We start from the raw sequence: 22439 nt of genomic DNA on the forward strand, positions 1-22439 counted from the left end.
TTCTCAGGAGCGCGACGTGAGCTGGCTGCTGAACCGCGCCATGCTGGCCATCGTGCTCACGCTCGTGGGCGCGGGGATCGGCGCGATCGTCGGCGATCTCGTCGGCGTGCGCCAGCTCGGCCCGGCGATCGGCGCGGCCGTCGCGGTGGGCATCTGGGTGCTGGTGGACGGCGTGCGGGCGCTGCACCTGATGGACTGGCTGCGCGGCGACCTCGAGCGCGAGGCGCCGCGCGACCGCGGCTTCTGGGGCGAGGCGTCGTACCGCATCGAGCGCGCGCTGCGCCAGCGCGACCGCGCGTTCGTGCAGGAGCAGGAGCGCTTCGCGCAATTCATGTCCGCCATCGAGGCGTCGCCCAACGGCGTGCTGCTGCTCGACGCGGCCGACCAGATCCTGTGGCTCAACGCCGTCGCCGCCACGCACTTCGGGCTCGACCCGGTGCGCGACCGCCTGCAGCGCGTGACCAACCTCGTGCGCTCGCCGACCTTCGTGGCCTACCTGCAGGCTGGCGTGTTCGACGACCCCGTCGTGTTCTCCACGCCCGGCGGCGATTCGACGCTCAGCGTGATCGTCAGCCGCTACGGCGAGGGCATGCGCCTGGTGCTGACGCAGGACATCACCGAGCGCGAGCGCACCGAGGCGATGCGGCGCGACTTCGTCGCCAACGTCTCGCACGAGATCCGCACGCCGCTGACCGTGCTGGCCGGCTTCGTCGAGACGATCGCCACGCTGCCGCTGACCGACGTCGAGCGCGAGCGCGTGCTCGCGCTGATGACGCAGCAGACCTCGCGCATGACGACGCTGGTCGAGGACCTGCTGACGCTGGCCAAGCTCGAGGGCAGCCCGCGCCCGACCTGCGATCGCTGGACGCCGGTGGCGCGCCTGTTCGCGCAGGTCGAGAGCGAGGCGCGCGGGCTGTCCGCGGGGCGCCACACCTTCCGCTTCAACGTGCAGGGCAGCGACGAACTCGCCGGCAACGAGAGCGAGTGGACCAGCGCCGTCGCCAACCTCGTCAGCAACGCGGTGCGCTACACGCCGTCGGGCGGCACCATCACCGTCGGCTGGACGCACCGCGCCGACGGCAACGCCGAGATCGAGGTCAAGGACACCGGCCCCGGCATCGCGCGCGAGCACATCGGCCGCCTCACCGAACGCTTCTATCGCGTCGACGGCAGCCGTTCGCGGGACACCGGCGGCACCGGCCTGGGCCTGTCCATCGTCAAGCACGTGGTGCAGCGCCACGGCGGCGAGCTCGACATCCAGAGCGAAATGGGGCGCGGCTCGACGTTCCGCATCGTCGTGCCGGCCGCGCGGGTGCGCCCGCTGGCCTCGGCGTTGCCCGCGGCCGAGGAACCGTCGACCGTCCGCTGACGTCCCGCTTGGGGCAATCCCGTGGTGGTTTCCACCGCGCCCACTCGTGGCGGCGAGGCTCTAGACTGTCCGCCATGGCCTTCGACATCCCCACGCTGCGCACCGAGCGCCTCGACCTGGTGCCGCCGAGCGCGGCCTGCGCCGACCTGTACCGCACGTTCTACACCGACGCCGACGCGTCGGCGTCGTACGGCGGCCCGTTGTCCGTGGTCGGGTCGTGGACGCGGCTCGCAAGCGATCTCGGTTCGTGGCACCTGCAGGGCTTCGGCGTCTGGGTGATGCGCGACCGCGAGCGCGACGAGCTCGTCGGCGTCTGCGGCTTCTGGCAGGCGCCGGGCTGGCGCCGCGAGCTCACGTGGTGGCTGCTGCCGCGCCACCGCAGCCGCGGCTTTGCGCAGGAGGCCTCGGAGGCCGCGGTGGCGCATGCTTACGACGTCTTCGGCTGGACGACCGTCGAGACGTACATGGTCGACACCAACGACACCGCGCGCGCGCTGGTGCGCCGCCTCAATGGCGAGTCGGTCGAACGCTTCGTCGCGCCGGACGGCAACGAGCGCGAGCTGTTCCGGATTCCGCGGCCGGGCAAGCCGGCGGCTTGACGGGCGTCAGCGCGAGACCGGCGAGGCGGCCGATGTCGCGATCGGCGTCGACGACGCCGAAGAGGCGGGTTCGACCGCCGAAACCGCCGGCGGCGCGCGTCCTTGCAACGCATCGGCGGTCTGCGACAACTGCGATTCGAGGATGGACAGGGCGCGAACGCGCGAGTTGAGGATCGCGAGGGTCGGCACCGCGTCGGCCGTGCCGGTCAGGGCGGGCAGCGAGAGATCGGACATGTTGCGCGCGGCGTTGTCGCGCATGGTGTCCCAGGCCGCCTGCGAGAAGAAGCGCTGCAGCGCGTAGGTCTGGCTGTAGCGCGAGAGGTCCTCATGATCGAGGTAGTCCACCGCGTGCGAGGCGACCGCCGCGTCCCAGGCCGCGGTCTTCAGCGCAGGCGTCGCATCGCCGAACCGGTGCCCGGCCTGGGCCAGGATGGCGAGGCGGCTCTCGTTCGTGCTCGTGCCGTCCTTCACCTCGGCGGCGGCGCGCGCCAGCAGGACCTGCCAGTCGCGCCGGTACTCGCGCGTCACCTTGAGCGAGCCTTCCACGTTCGCGCGATTGGATGCGATCTCCTGTTCGATCTCCTCCTTGGCGCGCGCGCCCTCATGGCGATGCTCGAGGCCCAGCGCCACCTGCTCGAGGGCCAGCGCCGTCAGGATCGACAGCACGATCATCGCGTAGTGCGACAGGAACTCGCGCACCGAGCGCGGCAGCTTTTCGAGAGGTTCCACGTGCATGGCGTGTCGTTCGAGGCGAGAAGGTGAGCGATTCTGGCAGATGGCCGGCGCCGAATTCGATGTCCGAAAGCGGCGGGACGGCCCCCGGGGCGCGGCCGACACTGAGGCCATCTTCACTGCCGCATTCCACACCATGTCCTCGTTCCGACTGGTCGGCCTCAGCGCCGAGAACTTCGAGCCCTTCTTCGCGATGAGCGACGACGAGCTGCACGCCCTCGGCGCGCGCCGCGTCGTCGCCGACGAGGCCTTCGGCTTCCCGTGCCGCGTGTCGCTGGCCGACGCCGAGGTCGGCGACGAGTTGCTGCTGCTGCCGTTCGACCACCTGCTCACGCGCTCGCCGTACCGCGCCAGCGGGCCGGTCTTCGTGCGCAAGGGCGCGCGGCGCGCGGTGCTTGAGCCGGGCGAGATCCCGCCGTACGTCACCCGGCGCTGGATGTCCGCGCGCGCCTACGATGCGGACGACATGATGATCGCGGCCGACGTCTGCGACGGCAGCGACGTGCGCGGCGTCCTCGCGCGCTTCATCGCCGATCCGGCGGTCGCTTTCGTCCACCTGCACAACGCCAAGCGCGGCTGCTTCTCCTGCCGCGTCGAGCGCGTCGCCGGTCAGGGCCTGGCGTAGCCGGACTCGATCCAGGCCGTCGCGCTGGCCATCGTCAGCTTGAAGTCCGGCCGCACCTTGACCTGTGCGATCTGCTCGCCGAATTCGTCCTGCGCGGCGAGGAGCGCGTGCGGGTCGAACTCATCGGGCACGATGTCCAGCGTCACCAGCACGCGACCCGAGTCGGTGCCGACCTGGAACTGCTTGTGCATCGCGGCGTGCAGCGCCTGCTCGTGGCGGCGGATCACTTCCGAGGCCGTCTTCACCAGCGTGTTGAAGGCGTTGACGTCCAGCGGCTTCGGGTTCTTCTTGTCGCGGCCCATCGTCCACGGGCCGACCAGCGCGGGCTCTCGCTCGCCGTCGCGCGTCATCGCGACGGCCCAGCCGTCGTCGTCCTCGTTCTTGATGACCCTGGCCGTCCAGCCGTTGTCGACCCACAGCCGCGGCTCGTGCACGGGCTCGTCCGCGCTGCCGTCGACAGCGCCGTTCTCGATATTCGAATCCATGCGTGCATGATACGGGTCGGGCGCGGAACAAGCCGGCGCCGAAGCGACTCAAAAGGGGCCGGACCGCGCCGCGACTGGAGACAAGACATGGACTGGAGTGCATCGACCTGGTGGTGGATCGCCGCCGGCGTGCTGGTGGCGGGCGAACTGGCCACCGGCACCTTCTACGTGCTGATGCTGGCCATCGGCTGCGTCTTCGGCGCGCTGGCCGGCTACGCGCAGATCTCGTTCTTCGCGCAGGTGGCCGTCGCGGTCGTGGTCGGCGGCGCGGCGGTGCTGACGTGGGATCGCAAGCGCAAGCGCGGCCCGGGCCATCCGAAGCCGGCTGCCAATCGCAACATCAATCTCGACATCGGCGAGCAGGTGCACGTCGACGGCTGGAACGCCGACGGCACCGCGCGCGTGCCGTACCGCGGGTCGGCGTGGAACGTCCGCTACATCGGCGACGGCGCCGCCGCGCCCGGCCCGCACGTGATCGCCGAAGTCCGCCACAACGAACTCGCGCTGCGGCGCGCCTGAACATCTCCGATCAAGGACACACCTCATGGAATTCCAGGTTCTCGCCCTCATCCTGATCATCGCCGCGATCATCTTCCTGTACCGCCTGCTCAAGGTCGTGCCGCAGCAGAACGCGTGGGTGGTCGAGCGCCTCGGCAAGTTCCACGCGGTGCTGCCGCCGGGGCCCAACATCCTGATCCCGTTCGTCGACAACGTCGCCTACCGGCACTCGCTCAAGGAGATCCCCCTGGATGTACCGAGCCAGGTCTGCATCACGCGCGACAACACGCAGCTGCAGGTCGACGGCATCCTGTACTTCCAGGTCACCGACGCGATGCGCGCGAGCTACGGCTCCAGCAACTACGTCGTCGCGATCACGCAGCTGTGCCAGACGACGCTGCGCAGCGTCATCGGCAAGATGGAGCTGGACAAGACCTTCGAGGAACGCGACATGATCAACGGCCTCGTCGTCAACGCGCTCGACGAAGCGGCGTCCAACTGGGGTGTGAAGGTTCTGCGCTACGAGATCAAGGACCTGACGCCGCCGGCCGAGATCCTGCGCGCGATGCAGGCGCAGATCACCGCGGAGCGCGAGAAGCGCGCGCTGATCGCGGCGTCCGAGGGCCGGCGCCAGGAGCAGATCAACATCGCCACCGGCCAGCGCGAGGCGTCGATCGCGCGCTCCGAAGGCGAGAAGCAGGCCGAGATCAACAAGGCCCAGGGCGAGGCGGCGGCCATCGTCGCGGTGGCCGACGCCACCGCCGACGCCATCCGCAAGATCGCCGAGGCCATCCGCGCGCCGGGCGGCGAGCAGGCGGTGCAGCTGAAGGTGGCCGAGCGCGCGGTCGATGCCTACCAGTCGCTGGCCAAGACCAACAACACGATGATCGTGCCGGGCAACATGACGGAGGTCGCGTCGCTGATCGCGACCTCGATGGCGTTGATCAAGAGCAGCGCGGTCAAGCCGGGTTGAGTCCGGCCGGCAACAGGAAGGCCACCCGAAGGTGGCCTCTCGATCGCCGGCAGGGTTCAACCGGCGAAGAGTCGTGCTCAGGCCTTGCGGCGGCGGGCGGCGACGCCCAGCAGGCCCATGCCGGCCAGCATCGAAGCCATGTTGGTCGACTCGGAAACTCGTGACGCTCGATTTGCAGGTCTCGAAATCACTGGACATTGCGTCACGTTTTCGCGGACCCGTGGCGAGATCGAGCAGATGGCCGGCGCCAATCCGGTCACGGAATCTTTTCGCGACTTCGTGTCCGCGGACTCAAGAAATGGCTTGAACGGTCGATAGGTCGGGGCACGCGTTTATTGGCGGCATCGCCGTGCACCCGTCCGAGCGGGATACGCCGGGCCGTATCCCGGCCGATCCGGCCCCGCGCGTGACATCTGCCCTGGCGCCCTGCGCCGGTCGCCGCTAGAGTCTCGCCACCGATCCTTCCGCCCCAGTCTTCATGTGCCACGCCCTGTTCCGTTTCTCCGCCCTGGTGATCGCCGCGCTCGCCGCGGGCTGCACGCACATCGGTGCGACGACCAGCCAGAAGTCCTCGATCGCGCCGACCTCGCTGTCCGCGGTGGCCGTCGAATACGTGACGCCCAGGTTCGATTCGACCAACATCGCCGCGAAGGCCGCATTGGTCGAATGGAAGCAGCTCACGTCGGTCGCCAAGGACGTGACGCCTCGCGTGTTCGCGCGCGCGCAGGTGGCGGCGGCGGTGCTCGACGAGAACCCGGGCGCGCCGGTCGATCCGGCGGCCGCCGCGTGCCGCTACATGCTGGTGGTCACGTTCTCGCAGGCGAGCGCGTCCGCCACGCGGGGCTATCACAACGAGAAGGCGCGCCTGCTGCTGGTCGATCGCCGCACGCACGACACGCTCTGGAGCGGCGAGACCACCCTGGCCGGCGGCGCGTCGGGCTTCGAGGCCGCGGACGTGGACAAGTTCCTGACCAGCGTGATCGCGGCGATGCACAAGGACGGCATCTTCGACAACGCCGCCGCGAACTGATCCCTGCGCTCAGGGCACGATGCCCGGGGCCGTGGTCTTCGGATGGTTGATGTCCCAGCTGCGCTGCCACGCGGCCTGGCGCGCCGCCGCGGCATCGGCCGGCGCCTTGACGTTGCCGGCGCCGCAGAACCAGTCCGCCTCGGCGTGCGCGGGCAGCGCGCGATCCCACGCCAGCGCCTGCTCGAACGCGATCGGCCAGGCCGGCTTCTCGTCACGCAGCGGACTGGCGTCGGCCACGGCGCCGCCTTCGAAGATGGCCCAGAGCGGGCCGCCTTGCGCGGGTCGCGCGCATTGCGCCGCGGCCATCTGCCATTGGACGCGTGCGCGTGCGTTGAAGTCGCGGGCGCGCTCGCGGTCCGCGGGCATGAGCTTCCACGACAGCGCGTAGAGGACGCTCGGGCGGCTTTCGCCGGCATGCGCCTCGAGCCACGCGAGATCGGCGACCTGCAACTCGTGCGGCAGCACGGGCTGGCGCGCGAGTTGCGGGAACATCAGCTGCAGCAGGCCGAGGTCGTCGCGTTGCGCGAGCAGCTCGTCGAGCTTCGCGCGACGCTCGTCGCCCGTGAGCACCGGCGTGGGCGCCGCCGAAGCGCCCGACGCGGGCACGCCCCTCGAGTCGGCCCAGTTGATCACGCCCGTGGTCGGTCGCGGCGTCGGCTTGGGGATGAACTGGACCTCGAGGTTGGTCACGATGCCGGTCGCGCTCACGTTGGCGACGAGCTGATGCTTCGCGTTCAGCGGCCACGCGCGCGTGCCCGGCATCACGCCGGGCTGGCTCGCGCCCAGCGCCTGCTCGAGGTCGGCCAGTGGCGACTCGATGCCGACGTCGAGCCCGGGCAGCTTCGCCTGCGACTTGCGGTCGTACAGGACATCGGTGACCACGTTGTCGTACAGCCGCAGGATGATGCCGTCGACCTGGTCCCACAGCGTTCCGAGATGGCCCAGCACGATCTGCGGCGCCGGCGCGGAGGGCAGGGCGGCGCGCACCTGGTCCAGAGTGTCGCCCATGTGCACCGGGTTGCCGTGGGCCGTGTGGATCTGCAGATTGGCGCGGTCGGCGTCGGACAGCGTCTGCGCGTGGGCGGATGCGGCGATCAGGGCGGCGAGGGCGCCGGCGACGGGTCGAAGGAAGAGGCGTTGCATCCTGCGAAACTATAGACGGCGACAAGGCGCGGCCTGGCTGGCGTCCGACAACAATGTCACGCCTTCGAGGCCGATCCGCCGCGGCCGGCGACAATCGCGCATGACCGATTCCGCCCCGCCTCCCGCGTCGCCGGCGCAGCCCCGCAATCCGCTGCACGGCATGACGCTGGAGGCCATCCTCACCGCGCTGGTCGACGCCTACGGCTGGCAGGGCCTGGACGAGCGCATCCCGTTGCGCTGCTTCGCGTTCGAGCCCAGCATCAAGTCCAGCCTGAAGCTGCTGCGCAAGACGCCGTGGGCGCGCGAGAAGGTCGAGGGGCTCTACCTGTTCATGCTGCGCGAGCAGCGGCGCGACGAGCAGGGCCGCGGCCGCGGGTGAGCGCGCGCCCGCGTCCCGCGCGCGCGGGCGTCAGCGCGCGAGCGCGACGCGGCCGAAGTCCGCCGGCCGCGGCGTGGGCGCGGTCGTCTTCCTGAACACCGCGGTCGACTCCTCGCGCTCGGACGGCCGGTGCAGGTGCGCGACCAGTGTCCAGCCCGGAGGCGCCGACACCAGCGCGTGGCGGTTCTCGTCGATCAGCAGGTACGGGCACTCGCTGTTCCTGGCGACGTCGCCCTGTGCGTCGATGCGCCAGTTCGAGTAGTTCTCCAGCGCGGCCAGCGCCGAACGCGGGAGCTGGGCGGCCACGCACACGCCGTTGGGAACGTGCTGCGCGACGAGGTAGACCCACGGCCGGTAGCTGCGGGCGTAGTCGATGGCGGGCAGTCCGAGCGTGAGCAACAGCAGCAGGTTCAGCGTCACGCCGGTGGCCGGCAGCACCAGCGACTTCCACAGCGCGTGCTGCACCCGTGCCGTGCGCCAGCGCACCAGCGCCAGCCATGCGGCCGTGCCCAGCACGGCCAGCACCAGCAGCGACGGCGAGAAGTGCGGCTCGAAGCCGGGCAGCAGCGCGGCGATGCGCTGTGCTGGCTTGGCGGGCGTGCCGGTCATCATGCCGACGTAGAACACCCAGATGAAGATGGCCAGCGCGGTGAAGAAGAACACCGAGAACCAGTCGATGGCCGAGCCGGCCGAGCGCTTGAGGGTCGGCAGCGCGAAAGCCGCCAGCACGGCCACGCCGGGCACCGCCAGCATCAGCGCGCGGTCGGAGCCGCCCATGCTCAGCGACGCCACCAGCGCGACCGCCACGCCGACGCTGGGCACCGCGATGTGCCGCGAGGTGAGGTGATGGCGCCAGCGCCACAGCGTCCACAGCGCCAGCAGCCAGCCCGGCCACAGGAACCAGGCGCCCAGCCGCAGCAACTGCCAGAAGGAGTTCCAGTGGAAGGCCGCGCGCCAGGCCCAGGCGTGCCCCTCCCAGGCGACCAGCGCGCCGGCCAGCATGCCCAGCACCAGCCAGGCCCGCAGCCCCAGTGCGCCGGGATAGCGCGAGAACTGGCAGATGACGAAGCCGCTCGCGCCCAGGCCCAGCGCGATCGCGGGCGCGCCGCTGGCCGCGACGACCGTCAGCGCCACGACCGCGGCACCGGCCGCCACGCGCGGACGCGTTGGCGCCGCGGCGAGCACCCACATGAACAGCGCGACGCCGCTCAGCTGCACCAGCTCCGGCGTCGTCTCGTGCCCCAGCTGCAGCAGGCCGACGCTGGCGATCGTCGCCAGCACGGCGCCGTCGGCCAGCGCGCGCGCGTAGTCCAGCGGCGACGCCTCGCCGCCGAAGGCGAACGCCACCGGCTGCGCGGCCTCCGTGCGCGCGAGGTGCTGGGTGCTGTACCAGATCAGCGCCAGCGTGGCGGCCAGCAGCAGCGCGAAGGGCACGCGTGCGGCGTTGGCGGCGTCGATGAAGGGCAGGGCCTTGATCGACAGCGCGCCCAGCCAGTAGGGCAGCAGCGCGCCGTCGCCCGGCAGCCCGGCCAGCGCGGGCGCCGTCCACGGGCTGCGGCCCTCGGCCAGCGACGACATGTAGCCGAACGCGGTGATGTCGGCATTCTTCCAGGGCTCGCGCCCGAACTGTCCGGGCAGCAGGTAGGCGGCGCACAGGAGCATCAGGGCCCAGCGCGGCAGTCGCTGGGCCGCGCGCTGGGTGACGAGGGCGGGGGTTGGCAGATTCACGGAGGAGGAATTGACGGCCCCACGGTCGCTGGCGCTCCCTGCCCCCGAGGGGCCGGCCGCGAGCGGCCCGGCAGAGCCGGTTCCGCCGCTCCCTTGGACTTCGTTTGGGGCGAGTGAGCGGCAGCGCCGAGGCGGGTTGGCGCTCGGAGATGGTAACAAAAAAGGCAGCCGAAGCTGCCTTTCCAGGTGACGAGGCCGAAGCCGCGCCTTATTCCGCCGCGGCGGTCGAGGACTTCTTGAGGCCCACGCGCGCGAACTTGTTGCGGAACTTCTCGACGCGACCGCCCAGGCTGTCGACGCTCTTTTGCGTGCCGGTGTAGAACGGATGGGTCTCGCTGGTGGTTTCCAGCTTGAACAGCGGCAGTTCCTTGCCGTCGTCCATCTTGATCGTTTCCTTGCTGGTGGCGCACGAGCGCGTCACGAACTTGAAACCGTTCGACAGGTCCACGAAGCAGACTTCGCGGTAGTTGGGGTGAATGCCTTGCTTCATGGGGATGCCCTCTATCTCGCTTTGCCGGGGATCTTGCGACCCGAGACGTCGTCGGAAGCCACGTGGGCACCATGCCCAGCACTTTCCGAAAGCGGAAAACCTTGGATTATAGGATGCAACGGCTGGGATTGTCTAGTTCGCCGCGTAAAGCAGGCCCAGACGAACGAAAGGCCCGCGAACGGGCCTTTCGAACTGAAGGAAGCAGACGCTGCCTCAACCGCCCCGACGCATCATGTCGAAGAAGTCGAGATTGGTCTTGCTCGCCTTCATCTTGTCGAGCATGAACTCCATCGCCTCGATCTCGTCCATCGGATAGAGCAGCTTGCGCAGGATCCAGGTCTTCTGCAGGATCTCCGGCTTGAGCAGCATCTCCTCGCGGCGCGTGCCCGAGCGGTTGATCTGGATGGACGGGTAGACGCGCTTCTCGGCCATGCGGCGATCCAGGTGGATCTCGCAGTTGCCGGTGCCCTTGAACTCCTCGTAGATGACTTCGTCCATCTTCGAGCCGGTGTCGATCAGTGCCGTGCCGATGATGGTCAGCGAGCCGCCTTCCTCGACGTTGCGCGCCGCGCCGAAGAAGCGCTTGGGGCGCTGCAGCGCGTTGGCGTCGACGCCGCCGGACAGCACCTTGCCCGACGACGGCAGCACGTTGTTGTACGCGCGGGCCAGGCGGGTGATGGAGTCGAGCAGGATGACGACGTCCTTCTTCATCTCGACCAGGCGCTTGGCGCGCTCGATCACCATCTCGGCGACCTGCACGTGGCGCGCGGCCGGCTCGTCGAAGGTGGAGCTGATCACCTCGCCGCGCACGGTGCGCTGCATCTCGGTGACTTCTTCCGGGCGCTCGTCGACGAGCAGCACGATCAGGTGGATCTCGGGATGGTTGGCCACCAGCGCGTGCGCGATGTGCTGCATCATCACCGTCTTGCCGGTCTTGGGCTGGGCGACGAGCAGGGCGCGCTGGCCTTTGCCGATCGGCGCGATCAGGTCGATGATGCGGCTGGTGATGTTCTCTTCGCCACGGATGTCGCGTTCGAGCTTGAAGCACTCCTTCGGGAAGAGCGGCGTCAGGTTCTCGAACATGATCTTGTGCTTGCTCTCCTCGGGCGTGACGCCGTTGACGCGGTCGACCTTGACCAGCGCGAAGTAGCGTTCGCCGTCCTTGGGGACGCGCACTTCGCCCTCGATCATGTCGCCGGTGTGCAGGTTGAAGCGGCGGATCTGGCTGGGGCTGAGGTAGATGTCGTCGGTCGACGCCATGTAGCTCTCGTCGATGGCGCGCAGGAAGCCGAAGCCGTCCGGCAGCACTTCGAGCACGCCGTCGCCGAACACCTGTTCGCCGCCCTTGGCGCGCTTCTTCATGATCGCGAACATCAGCTCCTGCTTGCGCAGGCGGGCCACGTTGTCGATCTCGAGGGCTTCGCCCATCGTGATCAGTGCACCGATGTGCATGGCCTTCAGTTCGGAAAGATGCATTTGTTTGTTCACCCTGGGGTGTGAGCCGCGGCTGTGTCAGGTCGCGCCGGCGTGCCCGTGTTGTTGCGGGGCATGCGTCGGACGAGCCGGCTTGCGGAAACTCAGGTCACGCGTGATTTGCGTGCCTTGGCCGAAGCGAGGGCCGTCGTGGCGACGTGAAACGGTAGGGGCTTGGGACGAATCGCCGAAACCGCGCGCCGCGATCCGCCAGAAAGAAGCGGAAGACTGGGCGCGGGGGCGCAACCTTGGCTCAGTGCCGGCGCCGTTGCTCGTCAGAGCGAGGCGCCGTGGAAATCACTGGCTGGCGTTGATTATAGAGGCCCGCCGCGGAAGGACGTCAACTGGGGCGCGCGCAGGCGCCCGAGTTGGTCGTCCGCGAGCGACATCAGGCGGCCGTGGTGCCGAGGTGCCCTTCGAGGAAGGACGTCAGCTGGGACTTGGAGAGCGCGCCGACCTTGGTCGCCGCGAGCTGGCCGTCCTTGAACAGCATCAGCGTCGGGATGCCGCGGATGCCGAACTTGGCCGGCACGTCGCGGTTGTCGTCGACGTTCATCTTGGCGATCTGCAGGCGCGCGCCGTAGTCCTTGGCCACTTCCTCGAGGATCGGGGCGATCGCCTTGCACGGGCCGCACCACTCCGCCCAGTAGTCGACGAGCACCGGGGTGCCGGACTTGAGGACGTCGGCCTCGAAGGACGCGTCGGAGATATGTTTGATTGCTTCGCTGCTCATGCGTATTCCTTGGGGGCGCCGGTGACGGGAATTCGTCGGGAAACCGGTGGCCCGGGTCGGTGAAAAGATTCTGACACATCCGCCTGGCCCCAGCCGTGGTGGGGCCGGCGGGAACTCCCGCTTCATCGCCGAGATGGGGGCTGATCGATCGATTGGTAGGGGCGGCTGACAGCTTTTTGAAATCTGAAGGGCTCGCCGGCAGTGAATTACGTCCCGTTTTGGCCGTTCTTCCGCCCGTCGAGGCCCTTTGTCCGGGGTTCCAATCGAGCGATTCTTCCGTTACTGCGTTCATGGTCGCCACCGTTCCATCCACCGCTGCTGCCGCCCGCCCCGCCACGCCCAACCGCGCGGTGCGGATGCTCGGCCGCTACCAGCTGCTGCGCCTGCTCGGGAAGAGCGCGCAGACCATGCTGTGGCTCGCGCTCGACACCAACGGCGACACCGAGGTGATGGTCGCGCTGCCGCGCGTGCAGCCGCCCGATCCCGATGCGTTGGGTGCCTGGCTGGCCCGCGTGGGCCGCACCAGCCGCCTGAAGCACCCGAAGATCGCCTCCGTGCTGCACGTCGGCGAGCACGAGCGCTGGCCGTATGCGGTCTACGAGCGCGGCGCATTCGTCACCTGGGGCGAGAGGCTCACGTCCAAGGGCCTGCCCGGGCTCGAGCTGACGCAGTGGTGCGTGCAGATCCTGCAGGGCCTCGCGTTCGCGCACGAGGCCGGCTCCGCGCACCGCGACCTGCAGCCGTATTCGCTGCTGGTCGACGACAACGGCAACGCCAGGCTGCTGGGCCTGGAGATCGTCGACGCGCATTCGTTCTCGCAGGCCTTCACGCACCTCGCCACGGACGCCGACGGCCACCAGGCCGCGATGGACGAGCGCCGCATGCAGCGCCTGGCCGCCGAGATCGACGTGCTGGCCTTCGGCCTGGTGATGCACCAGGTGCTGGCCGGCAACGCGCCGCTGGACGAGGCCGACGTCGCCGCCGTGGTGGGCCGCCTGCCGCCGTTCGGCCACGAGATGGTGCGCCTGCCGTGGACGGTGCCGCATCCGATCGCCGAGCCGCTGCGCGCCATCGTCAACCGCGCCACCGACCGCCAGGAGCGCCAGCGCTACCGCAGCGCGAGAACCTTCGAGCGGGCTCTCGACGGCTGGCTGCAGGCGAGCCGCGACCAGGATGCCGGCCCGATCACGCTGCTGCTCGGACGCATGCGCAGCGTCGGCCTGTTGCCGGCGAGCCCGGGCGGCGCCGACCGCGCGGCGCGCGTCGCTCTGCTCGAGACGGGCCACACGCACGAGCTCTCGAGCGTCGTGCTGCAGGACTTCGCGCTGTCGTTCGAGCTGATCCGCATGGTCAACTTCGCGCAGTCGCAGGCCGGCAACAGCGGCAGCGGCGCGGTGCTGGCCATCCATCGCGCGATCGCGATGGTGGGGCTGGACGGCGTGCGCCAGGCGGCGCTGTCGCTGCGCGCCTGGCCCGGCCCGTTGAACGACGAGGCGGCCAACGCGTTGACCGCGCTGATGCTGCGCGTCAAGCGCGCCGGCAACATGGCGCGCGCGCTGCAGCCGGCGGGCTACGACCAGGAAGTCGTCTACCTGATCACGGCGCTGCAGAACCTCGGCTGGCTCGTCGTGCAGTACCACTTCCCCGACGAGGCCGCGCAGATCCGCCGCCTGATGGCGCCGGTGGCCGCGCAGAAGGAGGGCGAGCCGGACGAGCAGGGCATGAGCGCCGAGGCCGCGTCCTTCGCGGTGCTGGGCATCGACATCGACGCGCTCGGTTCCGCCGTGATGCACCACTGGGGCCTGGACGACGGCGTGCAGCACATGGTGCGGCGCGCGCCGCCCAGCGGCCCGATCCACACGCCGACCTCCGACGTCGACATGCTGCGCCTGGTCGCCAGCTGCGCCAACGACGTGCTCGACGCCGTCGCGCTGCCGTCGCGCCAGGCGGTGCCCGCGGTGCAGCGCGTCGCGCAGCGCTACGGCCGCGCGCTCGACATCTCGCTGAAGGACATCCAGGACGCGCTGCAGCCGCCCTCGACCAAGCCGGATCGGACCGCCGAATGAGCGTACGCCCGGCCGCTCCGAAGGTAGCTCGCACCGCAGGCCGCAGGCCGGAGGTTGCTTTATGAGCGCCTTGCCCGCCCCGTCGCGCCGGCGCGTCGGCCGCTTCGAACTTCGCGGCGAGCTCGGGCGCGGCGCGCAGGCCACGGTGTGGCTGGGCTACGACCCGCGCCTGCAACGCGAAGTGGCGGTCAAGGTCATCAATCCCGATGCCGACGCGGCCTCCGTCGCGCAGTGGCTGGACGAGGCGCGCGCCGTCAGCCGCCTCGCGCACCCGAACATCGTGCCGGTGTTCGAGGCCGACCAGGACGGCAACGTCTCGTTCATGGTGTTCGAGTACGTCACCGGCGCCACGCTGACCGACCTGCTGAAGAAGCGCGGCAAGCTGCCGCAGCGCGAGGCCGCGACGCTGATGCGCGACGTGCTGGACGCGATCGCCACCGCGCATGCGCAGGGCATCGTGCACCGCGACCTCAAGCCGTCCAACATCCTGCTGGACGCGCAGGGCCGCCCGCGCGTGATGGACTTCGGCATCGCGGCGCGGCTGTCCGACAAGCACGACGGCCGCATCGCCGGCACGCCGGGCTACATCGCGCCGGAGGCCATCGGCGGGGCCGCGCCGCATCCGCTGATGGATGTCTTCGCGGCCGGCATGATGCTGGGCCAGATGATCTGCGGCCGCCCGCTGCTGATCGAGCGCGACCCGTATCGCGCGCTCGAGCGCACGCAGAAGGAAGACATGGTCTGGCCGCCCGAGATGGTGGACGCCAAGTCGGGCAAGGACTCTACCGACGACGCGCTGCGCGCGCTCGTGATGCGCGCGGTCTCGCGCGACGCGTCGCGCCGGCCCGAGTCGGCCGCCGCGTTCCGCAACGCGCTGCACGAATGGCTCGATCCGGCGCCCGTCGGCGCCGAGGGCGGCGACCGCGCGACGCTGGAATTCCTGCTGCGCCGCATGCGCCACAAGAGCGACTTTCCGGCGCTGTCGGACGCGGTGGTGCGCATCCAGCGCGTGACGCAGTCGGAGAACGCGAGCATCGCCGGCGTGACCGACGAGATCGTGCGCGACGTGGCGCTCACGAACAAGCTGCTGCGCATGGTCAACACCGCGCACTTCCGCAACGCCGGCGCCGGCACGATCGCGTCGGTACCCCGTGCCGTATCGCTGGTCGGGCTGGCCGGCATCCGCACGATGGCGCTGTCGCTGGTGCTGCTGGAACACATGCAGGACAAGGCGCACGTCGCCCGCCTGAAGGAGATGTTCCTGATGGCGATGATGACGGGCACGCTGTGCGACGAGCTGACGCCGCTCGCCAAGGCGCACGACGAGCCTTTCCTGGCCGGCATGATGTCGCAGCTGGGCCGCATGCTCACGGAGTTCTACTTCCCCGAGGAGGCCGCGCTGATCCGCCGCCGCGTCGAGCCGTCGTGGCAGCGCGGCGAGTGGTCGCAGGCCATCGAGGATCGCGCCGTCGGCGAAGTCCTGGGCCTGTCCTACGAACAGCTGGGCGTGGGCGTGACCAAGGTCTGGGGCCTGCCCGACTCGCTGCGCCGCGCGATCACGCGGCCCGAGGGCGACGCGCCGACGCGCGCCGTCGACTCCGTCGCCGACCGGCTGCGCTGGTGCGTGCAGGCGTCGTCGGAGCTGGCGCAGGCCTTGATGCAGGCGCCGGCGGAGGCCGCCGGCAGCCGGATCTCGGCCATCGGCGACCGCTTCGCGCGCGCGCTGAACCTGCCCAAGGACCAGTTCGAGACCGCGGTGCGCAGCGCGCAGTCGCACCTGCAGTCGATGTCCAGCGCCCTGGGCATCGACCTCAAGGCCGACTCCCAGGCGCGCCGCCTGCTGCCCCAGGCGCTCGAGGTGCCCACCGGCAACGTCAACCCGGCCACGCTGCCGATGCCGCCGGCGCAGGCCGCCGCCGTGCCCAACGACGCGACCATCGCGATGCCGGCGTCCGAGCGCCCCGGCGCGGCCGCGGCGCACGCGCAATCTGCGGCTCCGGCGGAATCGAGTGCCCGCATGCTGGCGCTGGAAGAAGGCATCTCCAGCGTGACGAGCGCGCTCGCCGGCGACTCGTTCAAGCTGAACGAGGTGCTGCGCACGATCCTGCAGACGATGCACGGCGCTCTCGGCTTCCGCTGCGTCGTGTTCGGCCTGCGCGACCCGAAGACCGGCATGATCACGGGCCGCCTCGGCCTCGGCGCGCCGGCGTCGGCGCTGTCGGCGCAGTTCCGCGTCGACGTCAATCCGAACGGCCCGGTCGACCTGCTGACGGTGGCCTGCAAGAAGGCGGCCGACACGCTGATCTCGGATGCCGCCGCCGACAACGTCCGCTCGCGCCTGCCCACGTGGCTGCAGCGCGAGGCCGACGCGCGCAGCTTCGTGCTGCTGCCGATGACGATGAAGAGCGCGCCCTTCGCGCTGATCTACGCCGACTGCGCGACGCCGGGCGGCATCGTGCTAGGCGACCGCGAGCTGAGCCTGCTGCGCACGCTGCGCAACCAGGCGGTGATGGCGTTCAAGACGGCGGCGTAGCCGGCTCCTTCGCGACGGGCGTGCAGGGCAGCACGTCGGCATCCCTGTCGGCGCCGACCTGCCAGCGGATGTCGGCGAAGCTCGCGACGAAAGGCTGCCGCGTGTCGATCGCGAACGGCGCGGTCACGGACGCGATGTCCAGCCCCTGGTCGACGAAGCACTGCAGCGCGATCTTCAACGTGGCCCTTGCGTGCAGGGACAGGGCGGCCACGGCCTTCGTCACGTCGACCGCGCCGCCGCACGGGTAGCCGCAATCGACGCGCACGTTCACCGAGCCTGCCGGCGGCCGGTCGACCACGATGTCGAACACCAGCGCCGCGTGCGTGCCCGCGTAGCCGCTGTAGTCCTGGCTGGTCGTCGAATACGCCGAGAACTGGCCGTCGCCGGCGAAGGTGATGCGGCGCGCATCCTGCTGCACGTTGACCTGGGTCGTCTCGGCCTGGATGTTGCCGTCGATGCTGGCCGCGACGGCGTTGAGGTCGTCGCCGAGCGGCATCCGCCAGTTGGCCGGCGAGCCGATGGCCAGGTGGTGCACGGGGCCCTCGACCTGCCGGAAGATCACGAGATCGTCGGCGGCGGCCGCGGGCGCCGGGCCGCAGCGCTGCGGCTGCGGCGACTCGTCGAGCCGGCCCAGCGCGGCATGCGGCGCCGCATACGTGAGGCCGTATCCGTAGGCGAACAGCGGGTCGTCGCTCGCGTCGCCCTTGTTGACGGTCGCCTGGCACGCGCCGCGCGGCCACGAGTACGACAGCCGGCCCTTGAAATCGACGACGCTGCCGTCGGCGTGGCGGAACAGCACGTCCGTGATGCCCTTGCCTTCGGTGCCCGGCAGCCACGCGGCGACGAAGGCGTCGCTGCGGTCGATTTCGCGATTGACCCACAGCGGCCGGCCGCTGAGCAGCACGGTGACGACGGGCACGCCGTGGCCGCTGACTCGGGTCAGCACGGCCAGGTCCTCCGGATGGCGGCGCGCGTGCTCCAGCGTGCTGGAGCGGCGGATGTCGCCCGCGCCCTCGGCATAAGGCGACTCGCCGATGACCGCGATCACCGTCGTGAACGCCTTCACGTCGACGCCTTGCGCGTCGGCCGAGTACACGACGTTGCCGGCACCGACGGCATCGCGCACGCCGGCGAGCACCGAGTCGCCGACGGGGTAGTCGGCGTTCGTGTTGCCCGTGCCTTGCCAAGTGAGCGACCAGCCGCCGGCCTGGTCGGCGATCGAGTCGGCGCTGCGACCGACGACCAGCACGCGGCCGGCACGCGCCAGCGGCAGCGTGCCGCGGTCGTTCTTCAGCAGCACCAGCGACTCGCGCACCGCCTCGCGCGCGAGCGCGCGCGGGTGCGCGGCCGCCGCGTCCCGCGCGCCCGCGCGATCCGACGGCCGCGTCGACACGCTCGCGCCGTCGACGACGCGGAACAGCCCCGCGCGCATCTTCACGCGCAGGATCCGGGTGACGGCGTCGTCGATGCGCGCCAGCGGGATCTCGCCGGCCCGCACCGAGGCCATCGTGTGCGCGATGAAGTCCTTCCAGGCGTACGGCACCATCACCATGTCGACGCCGGCGTTGATGGCCGCCGGGCAGGACGAGGTCGTGCACGACTTCGTCCTGCCGTTGGCGTCCACGTCGCGGACCTGCCCGATCGCGTCCCAGTCGGTGACGACCAGGCCGTCGAAGCCCCAGCGCGTCTTCAGCAGGTCGGTCAGCAGATAGCCGTTGCCGGTGGTCTTCGCATCGATGAAGGCCAGCGCGCGGCCGCTGTCGTCCCGGCCGGTGAAGGTCCAGCTGTTGAACGACGCCATCACCGTCTGCACGCCCGCGCCGAGTGCCGAGACGTAGCCCGCGCCGTGCACGCGCAGCAGCTCGTCGAAGCCGGCCTTGTTCTCGCCCTGGTCCAGCCCGAAGTCGGTGCCGCCGTCGCCGATGAAGTGCTTGGCGGTGGCGACGATCGTCGGCCGGCCCGCGGGATCGAAGCGGCCCTGCAACCCGGTCACATACCGTCCGGCGTATGCGGCGACGATGGCGGAATCCTCGGAGAAGCCTTCGTAGGTGCGGCCCCAGCGGTCGTCGCGCGGCACGGCCACGGTGGGCGCGAAGGTCCAGTCGATGCCGGTGGATCGCACCTGCCGCGCGACCGCCTCGCCGATGCGCTCGACCAGCGCCGGATCGTTCGCCGCGCCCAGGCCGATGTTGTGCGGGAACAGCGTCATGCCGTAGACGTTGTTGTGGCCGTGGACGGCGTCGGTACCCCAGATCACCGGCACCTTGACCGCCATGTCGGTGTGCATGGACGCGTCCCACCAGGCGTCGGCCATCGCCAGCCAGTCGGCGACGGGCGCGTGCTTGTCGTCGTGCGGCCAGGCGCCGCCGCCGTTGAGCACCGAGCCGATGTAGAAGCGGCGCACCTCGTCGGGCGTGATGGCGCGGATGTCGGGCTGCGTCATCTGGCCGATCTTCTGGGCCAGCGTCATGTGCGCGACGATGTCGCGGATCTGCGCTTCCTGGGCGGCGTCCGGCGGGAAGATGCGCGGCTGAGTGGCGCAGCCTGCGCCGGCGAGCGCCACGAGCACGGCGAACAGCGGTGCGGCGCTCGACAGCGCGCGCCGCAGGGAGGATTGCGGCATCGAAGCTTCCTGAATTCCCGACGGAGTGGAACCGATTCCAACAGGAATGCGACTTTAGGAGCGGGGGCCCGGGATCGCCACTGGTGCAACTACCCATGCGGGCGAGCGCGCTGGCGCGAGAGCCGCAAAGGGTAGACACCTAGCCGCCCGCGGGAAACCGGGCGGATAGTCGTCGGACGGCTTTCCACCGAGCGAACGAGGAATATCAAATGTCGTCTTCCGGTCTCTCGGCCTCGTCGGTCGCCGTCCTCGTTCTCCTGTTGTCCAGCGGCCCCACGATTGCCGCGCCTCGCACGGCGTGCGACCTGCTGACACTGGACGACGTGCGGGCCCTGGTCGGCGCGCCCGTTTCGATATTTGCTCCGGAACTGTCGACGCCTGCGGTGCGTGGAGACCTCACGGTGTCGACCTGCACCTATGTGCTGAAGGACGCGGCAGGACACCTCGCGAAGGGTCGCGGCGCGAAGTTCTCGCTGATGTGGGCACCCCAGGCCAAGCTCCAGGAGGCCAGCGATTTCTACGTGAAGCGCCACGCCGAGGCGCCGGGCATCAAAGGGGACGTGCTGGTGCTGGCGTGGGTCGGGGACGCTTCGGCAGGCATCGCCGGCGACTGGGACGCGAGCCAGAGGCTGCTCGCGGCGGTACTCCGCAAGCTATAGCGGCGAAGAAGCCGGGCCACGCCTCGTCGCCGCGACTTCCGGACGGTCGGATGGGACATGCACCGTGGGTCGCATGCCGCCGTTCCACTGGCCGCCCAGCGCCCGCTCGATCTGCGCGGCCAGTTGCAGCAGCAGCCCGTCGTCGGCCTGCCGCGCCTGTGCCTGGATGCCCAGGGGCAGTCCGCTTTCCTGCATGGCCAGCGGTAGCGAGATCGCCGGTATGCCGCAGAGGTTGGCCAGCGGGGTGTAGGCGAAGTTCCGCCAGAGGTGGTCGAACCAGTCGTGCACCGAAGGATTCGTGCTGCTGGTGAGGTAGTCGACGGCGCCGATCCTGGGCGTGGGCAGGGCGGTGATCGGCGTCAGGACGATGTCCCAGTCCTCGAAGAACGCGCCGAAGGCTCGCGAGGTGGTGTTGAATACGGCTTGCATGGCGGCGCGCTCGCTGTAGGAGAGGCCCAGGCCGGCCTCCCAGATCTTGATGTTGATCGGCTCGAGAAGCTCTTCCGGCGGGCGCTCGAGGCCCAGGCGCGCGAGATGGCCGGCGATGACCTGGGCGAAGTTGCTGATGTAGCAGGTGGTCTGGGCGGCGAAGGCCGCGCGGAAGTCCACCGGCGGCAGCCTCCATTCGACGTGGTGCCCCAGGCCTTCGAGAAGGCGGCCGACACGCTCGAGCTCGGCGACGAAATGGGGTGTCGCGCGATGGTCGCCCCACTCGTGCGACATCGCGATGCGCAACGGGCTCGGGTCGGTTCGGATGAGGTCGCAACAGGACTGCGCCGGCGTCCAGAACGGCATGAACTCGCCGGGAGCGCCGCCGCGGCAATGATCGACGAAGGCGGCCGTGTCGCGGACCGAGCGGCTGTGGCAGCCCTGGATCGACACCAGGCCGGAGAGGTCCGACAGCCCGGGCGCCAGCGAGAACACGCCGCGCGACACCTTCAGGCCGATGTTGCCTGTCGCGCCTGCCGGGATGCGGATCGAGCCGCCGCCGTCGGTCGCATGCGACATCGGCAGCACGCCCGCGGCCACCACGGCGGCCGTGCCCGCGGAAGAGCCGTTGGTCGTGAAGCCGGTGTTCCAGGGGTTGCGCGTGACGTGCAGCCGGTTCTCGGCCGCGCTGCAGACCCCGAACTCCGGCGTGGTCGTGCGGCCGAGGATGTTCAGGCCGGCCCGGCGGATGCGGCGGGTCAGGAAGCTGTCGTCCGCCGGGCGATGGCCCTGCATCAGCATCGAGCCGAATTCCTGCCGCCGGCCCTTGAGCGTCGGCCCGAGATCCTTCATCAGGTAGGGGACGCCGGCGAACACGCCCTCGGGCCGCATGCCATCGGCCAGCGGATCGGCCACGAGGTCGTCGAAGACCTCCACCACGGCGTCCAGCGCACCGTTGACGCGCGCGATCGCGGCGGCCGCCTGGGCCGCGAGCTCGGCGGGCGTCACGTCGCCCTGGCGCACGCGTTCGGCGAGTGCGGTCGCGTCGTGGTCGGCCCATTCGCTCCAGCTCATCGAGAGCGTCATTCCTGTTCTCCTGAACCGATGTGGCCGGGCTGCGTTCCCACGCGCGCCGGGCAGCGTCAGATAGCCAGTTGATAGACCCGCGCGTCGGCCCGTTCGGCGGCGCTGTGTCCGGCGAGGGCGCGATCCCACGGCGGGTCGCCGGCATCGCCGGTGGGCTGCAGGTGCATGATCATCTGCGCGACTTCCTCCGTGCCGGCGTCGAACTCGGCGACCTGTTCGCGCGATTCGAGGAACAGCCGGGCGACCATGAATCCGCCCGAGTCGATGACGACCAGGTAGCGCGTGTGCGGGCGCGGCGAAGTGTTGCCGTGCGCGTGGGGGACCTCGTTTCCGAAACCGTGGCTCATGTGCGATTTCCAGCGCGCCTGTTCGAGTCGCGGTGGCCGTCGCCATCCTACGCCGGGCCGCCGTGGAAATCGATCAGTCGCGCAATTGCCCGACCATCGCCTTGCGCTGCTTGGTGTAGGCCCACCACGGCGCCGGCGGTGCGCCGTTCATGAAGTCGACGACGGCCAGCAGCGTGTCGAGCACGCAGGGATCGTGGCGCTGGCCCGTCGTGGTGCACAACGCGCGATAGAGCTGCAGGCCGTCGCGGCCCTTGAGCGATTGCGGCGAGTGCACGCCCAGCAGCCGCAGGTCGGCGGCCATCGCCGGGCCGACGTTGGGCAGTTGCTCCAGCGTCAGGCACTCGTCGGCCGTCGCGGCCTTCGGCGACTTCATGGCCTGGCGTGACGGCGTTCGCGACCCCATGGCACGCGCCCGTCAGCCTCGCCCGCGCGCGTGCGT

21 protein-coding genes are annotated in these 22439 nt (G+C 70.2%); 10 read left to right on the forward strand and 11 right to left on the reverse strand.

The window, feature by feature from the left end:
* Positions 1-16 precede the first annotated feature (16 nt).
* On the forward strand, positions 17-1369 hold the full coding sequence (phoR, locus tag LPC04_RS13900; protein WP_275682844.1) for a phosphate regulon sensor histidine kinase PhoR: 1353 nt from the start codon (positions 17-19) through the stop codon (positions 1367-1369).
* A 74-nt stretch (positions 1370-1443) separates the two neighbouring features.
* Entirely contained in the window at positions 1444-1968 is a 525-nt protein-coding gene (locus tag LPC04_RS13905) for a GNAT family N-acetyltransferase (RefSeq protein ID WP_275682845.1), read from the forward strand.
* A 6-nt stretch (positions 1969-1974) separates the two neighbouring features.
* Here the strand turns inward: LPC04_RS13905 and LPC04_RS13910 are convergent, their stop codons facing one another.
* Positions 1975-2703, reverse strand: coding sequence for a hypothetical protein (locus tag LPC04_RS13910; RefSeq protein ID WP_275682846.1), 729 nt, complete (start codon positions 2701-2703; stop codon positions 1975-1977).
* 133 nt (positions 2704-2836) lie between these two features.
* Here LPC04_RS13910 and LPC04_RS13915 point away from each other — a divergent pair, with 133 nt between their 5' ends.
* Positions 2837-3325 carry a DUF1203 domain-containing protein gene (locus tag LPC04_RS13915; protein WP_275682847.1) on the forward strand — a complete coding sequence of 163 codons (489 nt, stop codon included), beginning with the start codon at positions 2837-2839 and terminating at the stop codon, positions 3323-3325.
* Here the strand turns inward: LPC04_RS13915 and LPC04_RS13920 are convergent.
* Positions 3310-3810, reverse strand: a complete 501-nt coding sequence (locus LPC04_RS13920; protein ID WP_275682848.1) for a hypothetical protein — start codon at positions 3808-3810, stop codon at positions 3310-3312. The two genes, LPC04_RS13915 and LPC04_RS13920, sit on opposite strands and share 16 nt — an antisense overlap.
* Before the next feature lie 87 nt (positions 3811-3897).
* Between LPC04_RS13920 and LPC04_RS13925 the strand changes: the two genes are divergently transcribed.
* The 3 genes from LPC04_RS13925 to LPC04_RS13935 all read left to right on the forward strand — a co-directional run bounded on the left by LPC04_RS13925 (position 3898) and on the right by LPC04_RS13935 (position 6311).
* Positions 3898-4329, forward strand: a complete 432-nt coding sequence (locus LPC04_RS13925; RefSeq protein WP_275682849.1) for an NfeD family protein — start codon at positions 3898-3900, stop codon at positions 4327-4329.
* A gap of 25 nt (positions 4330-4354) precedes the next feature.
* Positions 4355-5281 (forward strand): SPFH domain-containing protein, encoded by a 927-nt coding sequence (locus tag LPC04_RS13930; RefSeq protein ID WP_275682850.1) that lies wholly within the window; start codon positions 4355-4357, stop codon positions 5279-5281.
* 478 nt (positions 5282-5759) lie between these two features.
* On the forward strand, positions 5760-6311 hold the full coding sequence (locus tag LPC04_RS13935) for a hypothetical protein (protein ID WP_275682851.1): 552 nt from the start codon (positions 5760-5762) through the stop codon (positions 6309-6311).
* Positions 6312-6320: 9 nt separating this feature from the next.
* Here LPC04_RS13935 and LPC04_RS13940 read toward each other — a convergent pair whose 3' ends face one another.
* Complete coding sequence (locus LPC04_RS13940) at positions 6321-7454, reverse strand: hypothetical protein (protein WP_275682852.1); 1134 nt, start codon at positions 7452-7454, stop codon at positions 6321-6323.
* Between the two features lie 100 nt (positions 7455-7554).
* On the opposite strand from LPC04_RS13940, the gene LPC04_RS13945 reads away from it, so the two are divergent.
* Complete coding sequence (locus LPC04_RS13945) at positions 7555-7833, forward strand: VF530 family protein (RefSeq protein ID WP_275682853.1); 279 nt, start codon at positions 7555-7557, stop codon at positions 7831-7833.
* A 30-nt stretch (positions 7834-7863) separates the two neighbouring features.
* Here LPC04_RS13945 and LPC04_RS13950 read toward each other — a convergent pair whose 3' ends face one another.
* From LPC04_RS13950 to trxA, 4 genes are all read right to left on the reverse strand, one after another.
* Positions 7864-9561, reverse strand: a complete 1698-nt coding sequence (locus LPC04_RS13950; protein ID WP_275682854.1) for an ArnT family glycosyltransferase — start codon at positions 9559-9561, stop codon at positions 7864-7866.
* Positions 9562-9769: 208 nt separating this feature from the next.
* Complete coding sequence (locus tag LPC04_RS13955; RefSeq protein WP_275682855.1) at positions 9770-10051, reverse strand: type B 50S ribosomal protein L31; 282 nt, start codon at positions 10049-10051, stop codon at positions 9770-9772.
* Between the two features lie 213 nt (positions 10052-10264).
* A complete protein-coding gene (rho, locus tag LPC04_RS13960) occupies positions 10265-11527 on the reverse strand; it encodes a transcription termination factor Rho (RefSeq protein ID WP_275682856.1) in 1263 nt (420 codons plus the stop codon).
* 385 nt (positions 11528-11912) lie between these two features.
* A complete protein-coding gene (gene trxA, locus LPC04_RS13965) occupies positions 11913-12257 on the reverse strand; it encodes a thioredoxin TrxA (RefSeq protein ID WP_275682857.1) in 345 nt (114 codons plus the stop codon).
* Between the two features lie 290 nt (positions 12258-12547).
* Here trxA and LPC04_RS13970 point away from each other — a divergent pair, with 290 nt between their 5' ends.
* Complete coding sequence (locus LPC04_RS13970; RefSeq protein ID WP_275682858.1) at positions 12548-14323, forward strand: HDOD domain-containing protein; 1776 nt, start codon at positions 12548-12550, stop codon at positions 14321-14323.
* Between the two features lie 61 nt (positions 14324-14384).
* The gene (locus LPC04_RS13975) at positions 14385-16856 is read left to right on the forward strand and encodes a serine/threonine protein kinase (protein ID WP_275682859.1); all 2472 of its coding nucleotides are present in this window, start codon (positions 14385-14387) and stop codon (positions 16854-16856) included.
* On the opposite strand, the gene LPC04_RS13980 is transcribed toward LPC04_RS13975, so the two are convergent.
* Positions 16840-19479 carry a glycoside hydrolase family 3 protein gene (locus LPC04_RS13980; RefSeq protein ID WP_275682860.1) on the reverse strand — a complete coding sequence of 880 codons (2640 nt, stop codon included), beginning with the start codon at positions 19477-19479 and terminating at the stop codon, positions 16840-16842. The genes LPC04_RS13975 and LPC04_RS13980 overlap by 17 nt on opposite strands.
* 209 nt (positions 19480-19688) lie before the next feature.
* Here LPC04_RS13980 and LPC04_RS13985 point away from each other — a divergent pair, with 209 nt between their 5' ends.
* Entirely contained in the window at positions 19689-20138 is a 450-nt protein-coding gene (locus LPC04_RS13985; RefSeq protein WP_275682861.1) for a hypothetical protein, read from the forward strand.
* Here the strand turns inward: LPC04_RS13985 and LPC04_RS13990 are convergent.
* The 3 genes from LPC04_RS13990 to LPC04_RS14000 all read right to left on the reverse strand — a co-directional run bounded on the left by LPC04_RS13990 (position 20133) and on the right by LPC04_RS14000 (position 22373).
* On the reverse strand, positions 20133-21653 hold the full coding sequence (locus LPC04_RS13990; RefSeq protein ID WP_275682862.1) for an amidase: 1521 nt from the start codon (positions 21651-21653) through the stop codon (positions 20133-20135). The genes LPC04_RS13985 and LPC04_RS13990 overlap by 6 nt on opposite strands.
* A gap of 56 nt (positions 21654-21709) precedes the next feature.
* Complete coding sequence (locus LPC04_RS13995; RefSeq protein ID WP_275682863.1) at positions 21710-22000, reverse strand: hypothetical protein; 291 nt, start codon at positions 21998-22000, stop codon at positions 21710-21712.
* Between the two features lie 73 nt (positions 22001-22073).
* On the reverse strand, positions 22074-22373 hold the full coding sequence (locus LPC04_RS14000; protein WP_275682864.1) for a helix-hairpin-helix domain-containing protein: 300 nt from the start codon (positions 22371-22373) through the stop codon (positions 22074-22076).
* Positions 22374-22439 lie beyond the last annotated feature (66 nt).

The sequence above is a fragment of the Scleromatobacter humisilvae genome (assembly GCF_023231945.1).
Classification (GTDB): Bacteria; Pseudomonadota; Gammaproteobacteria; order Burkholderiales; family Burkholderiaceae_C; genus Scleromatobacter; species Scleromatobacter humisilvae.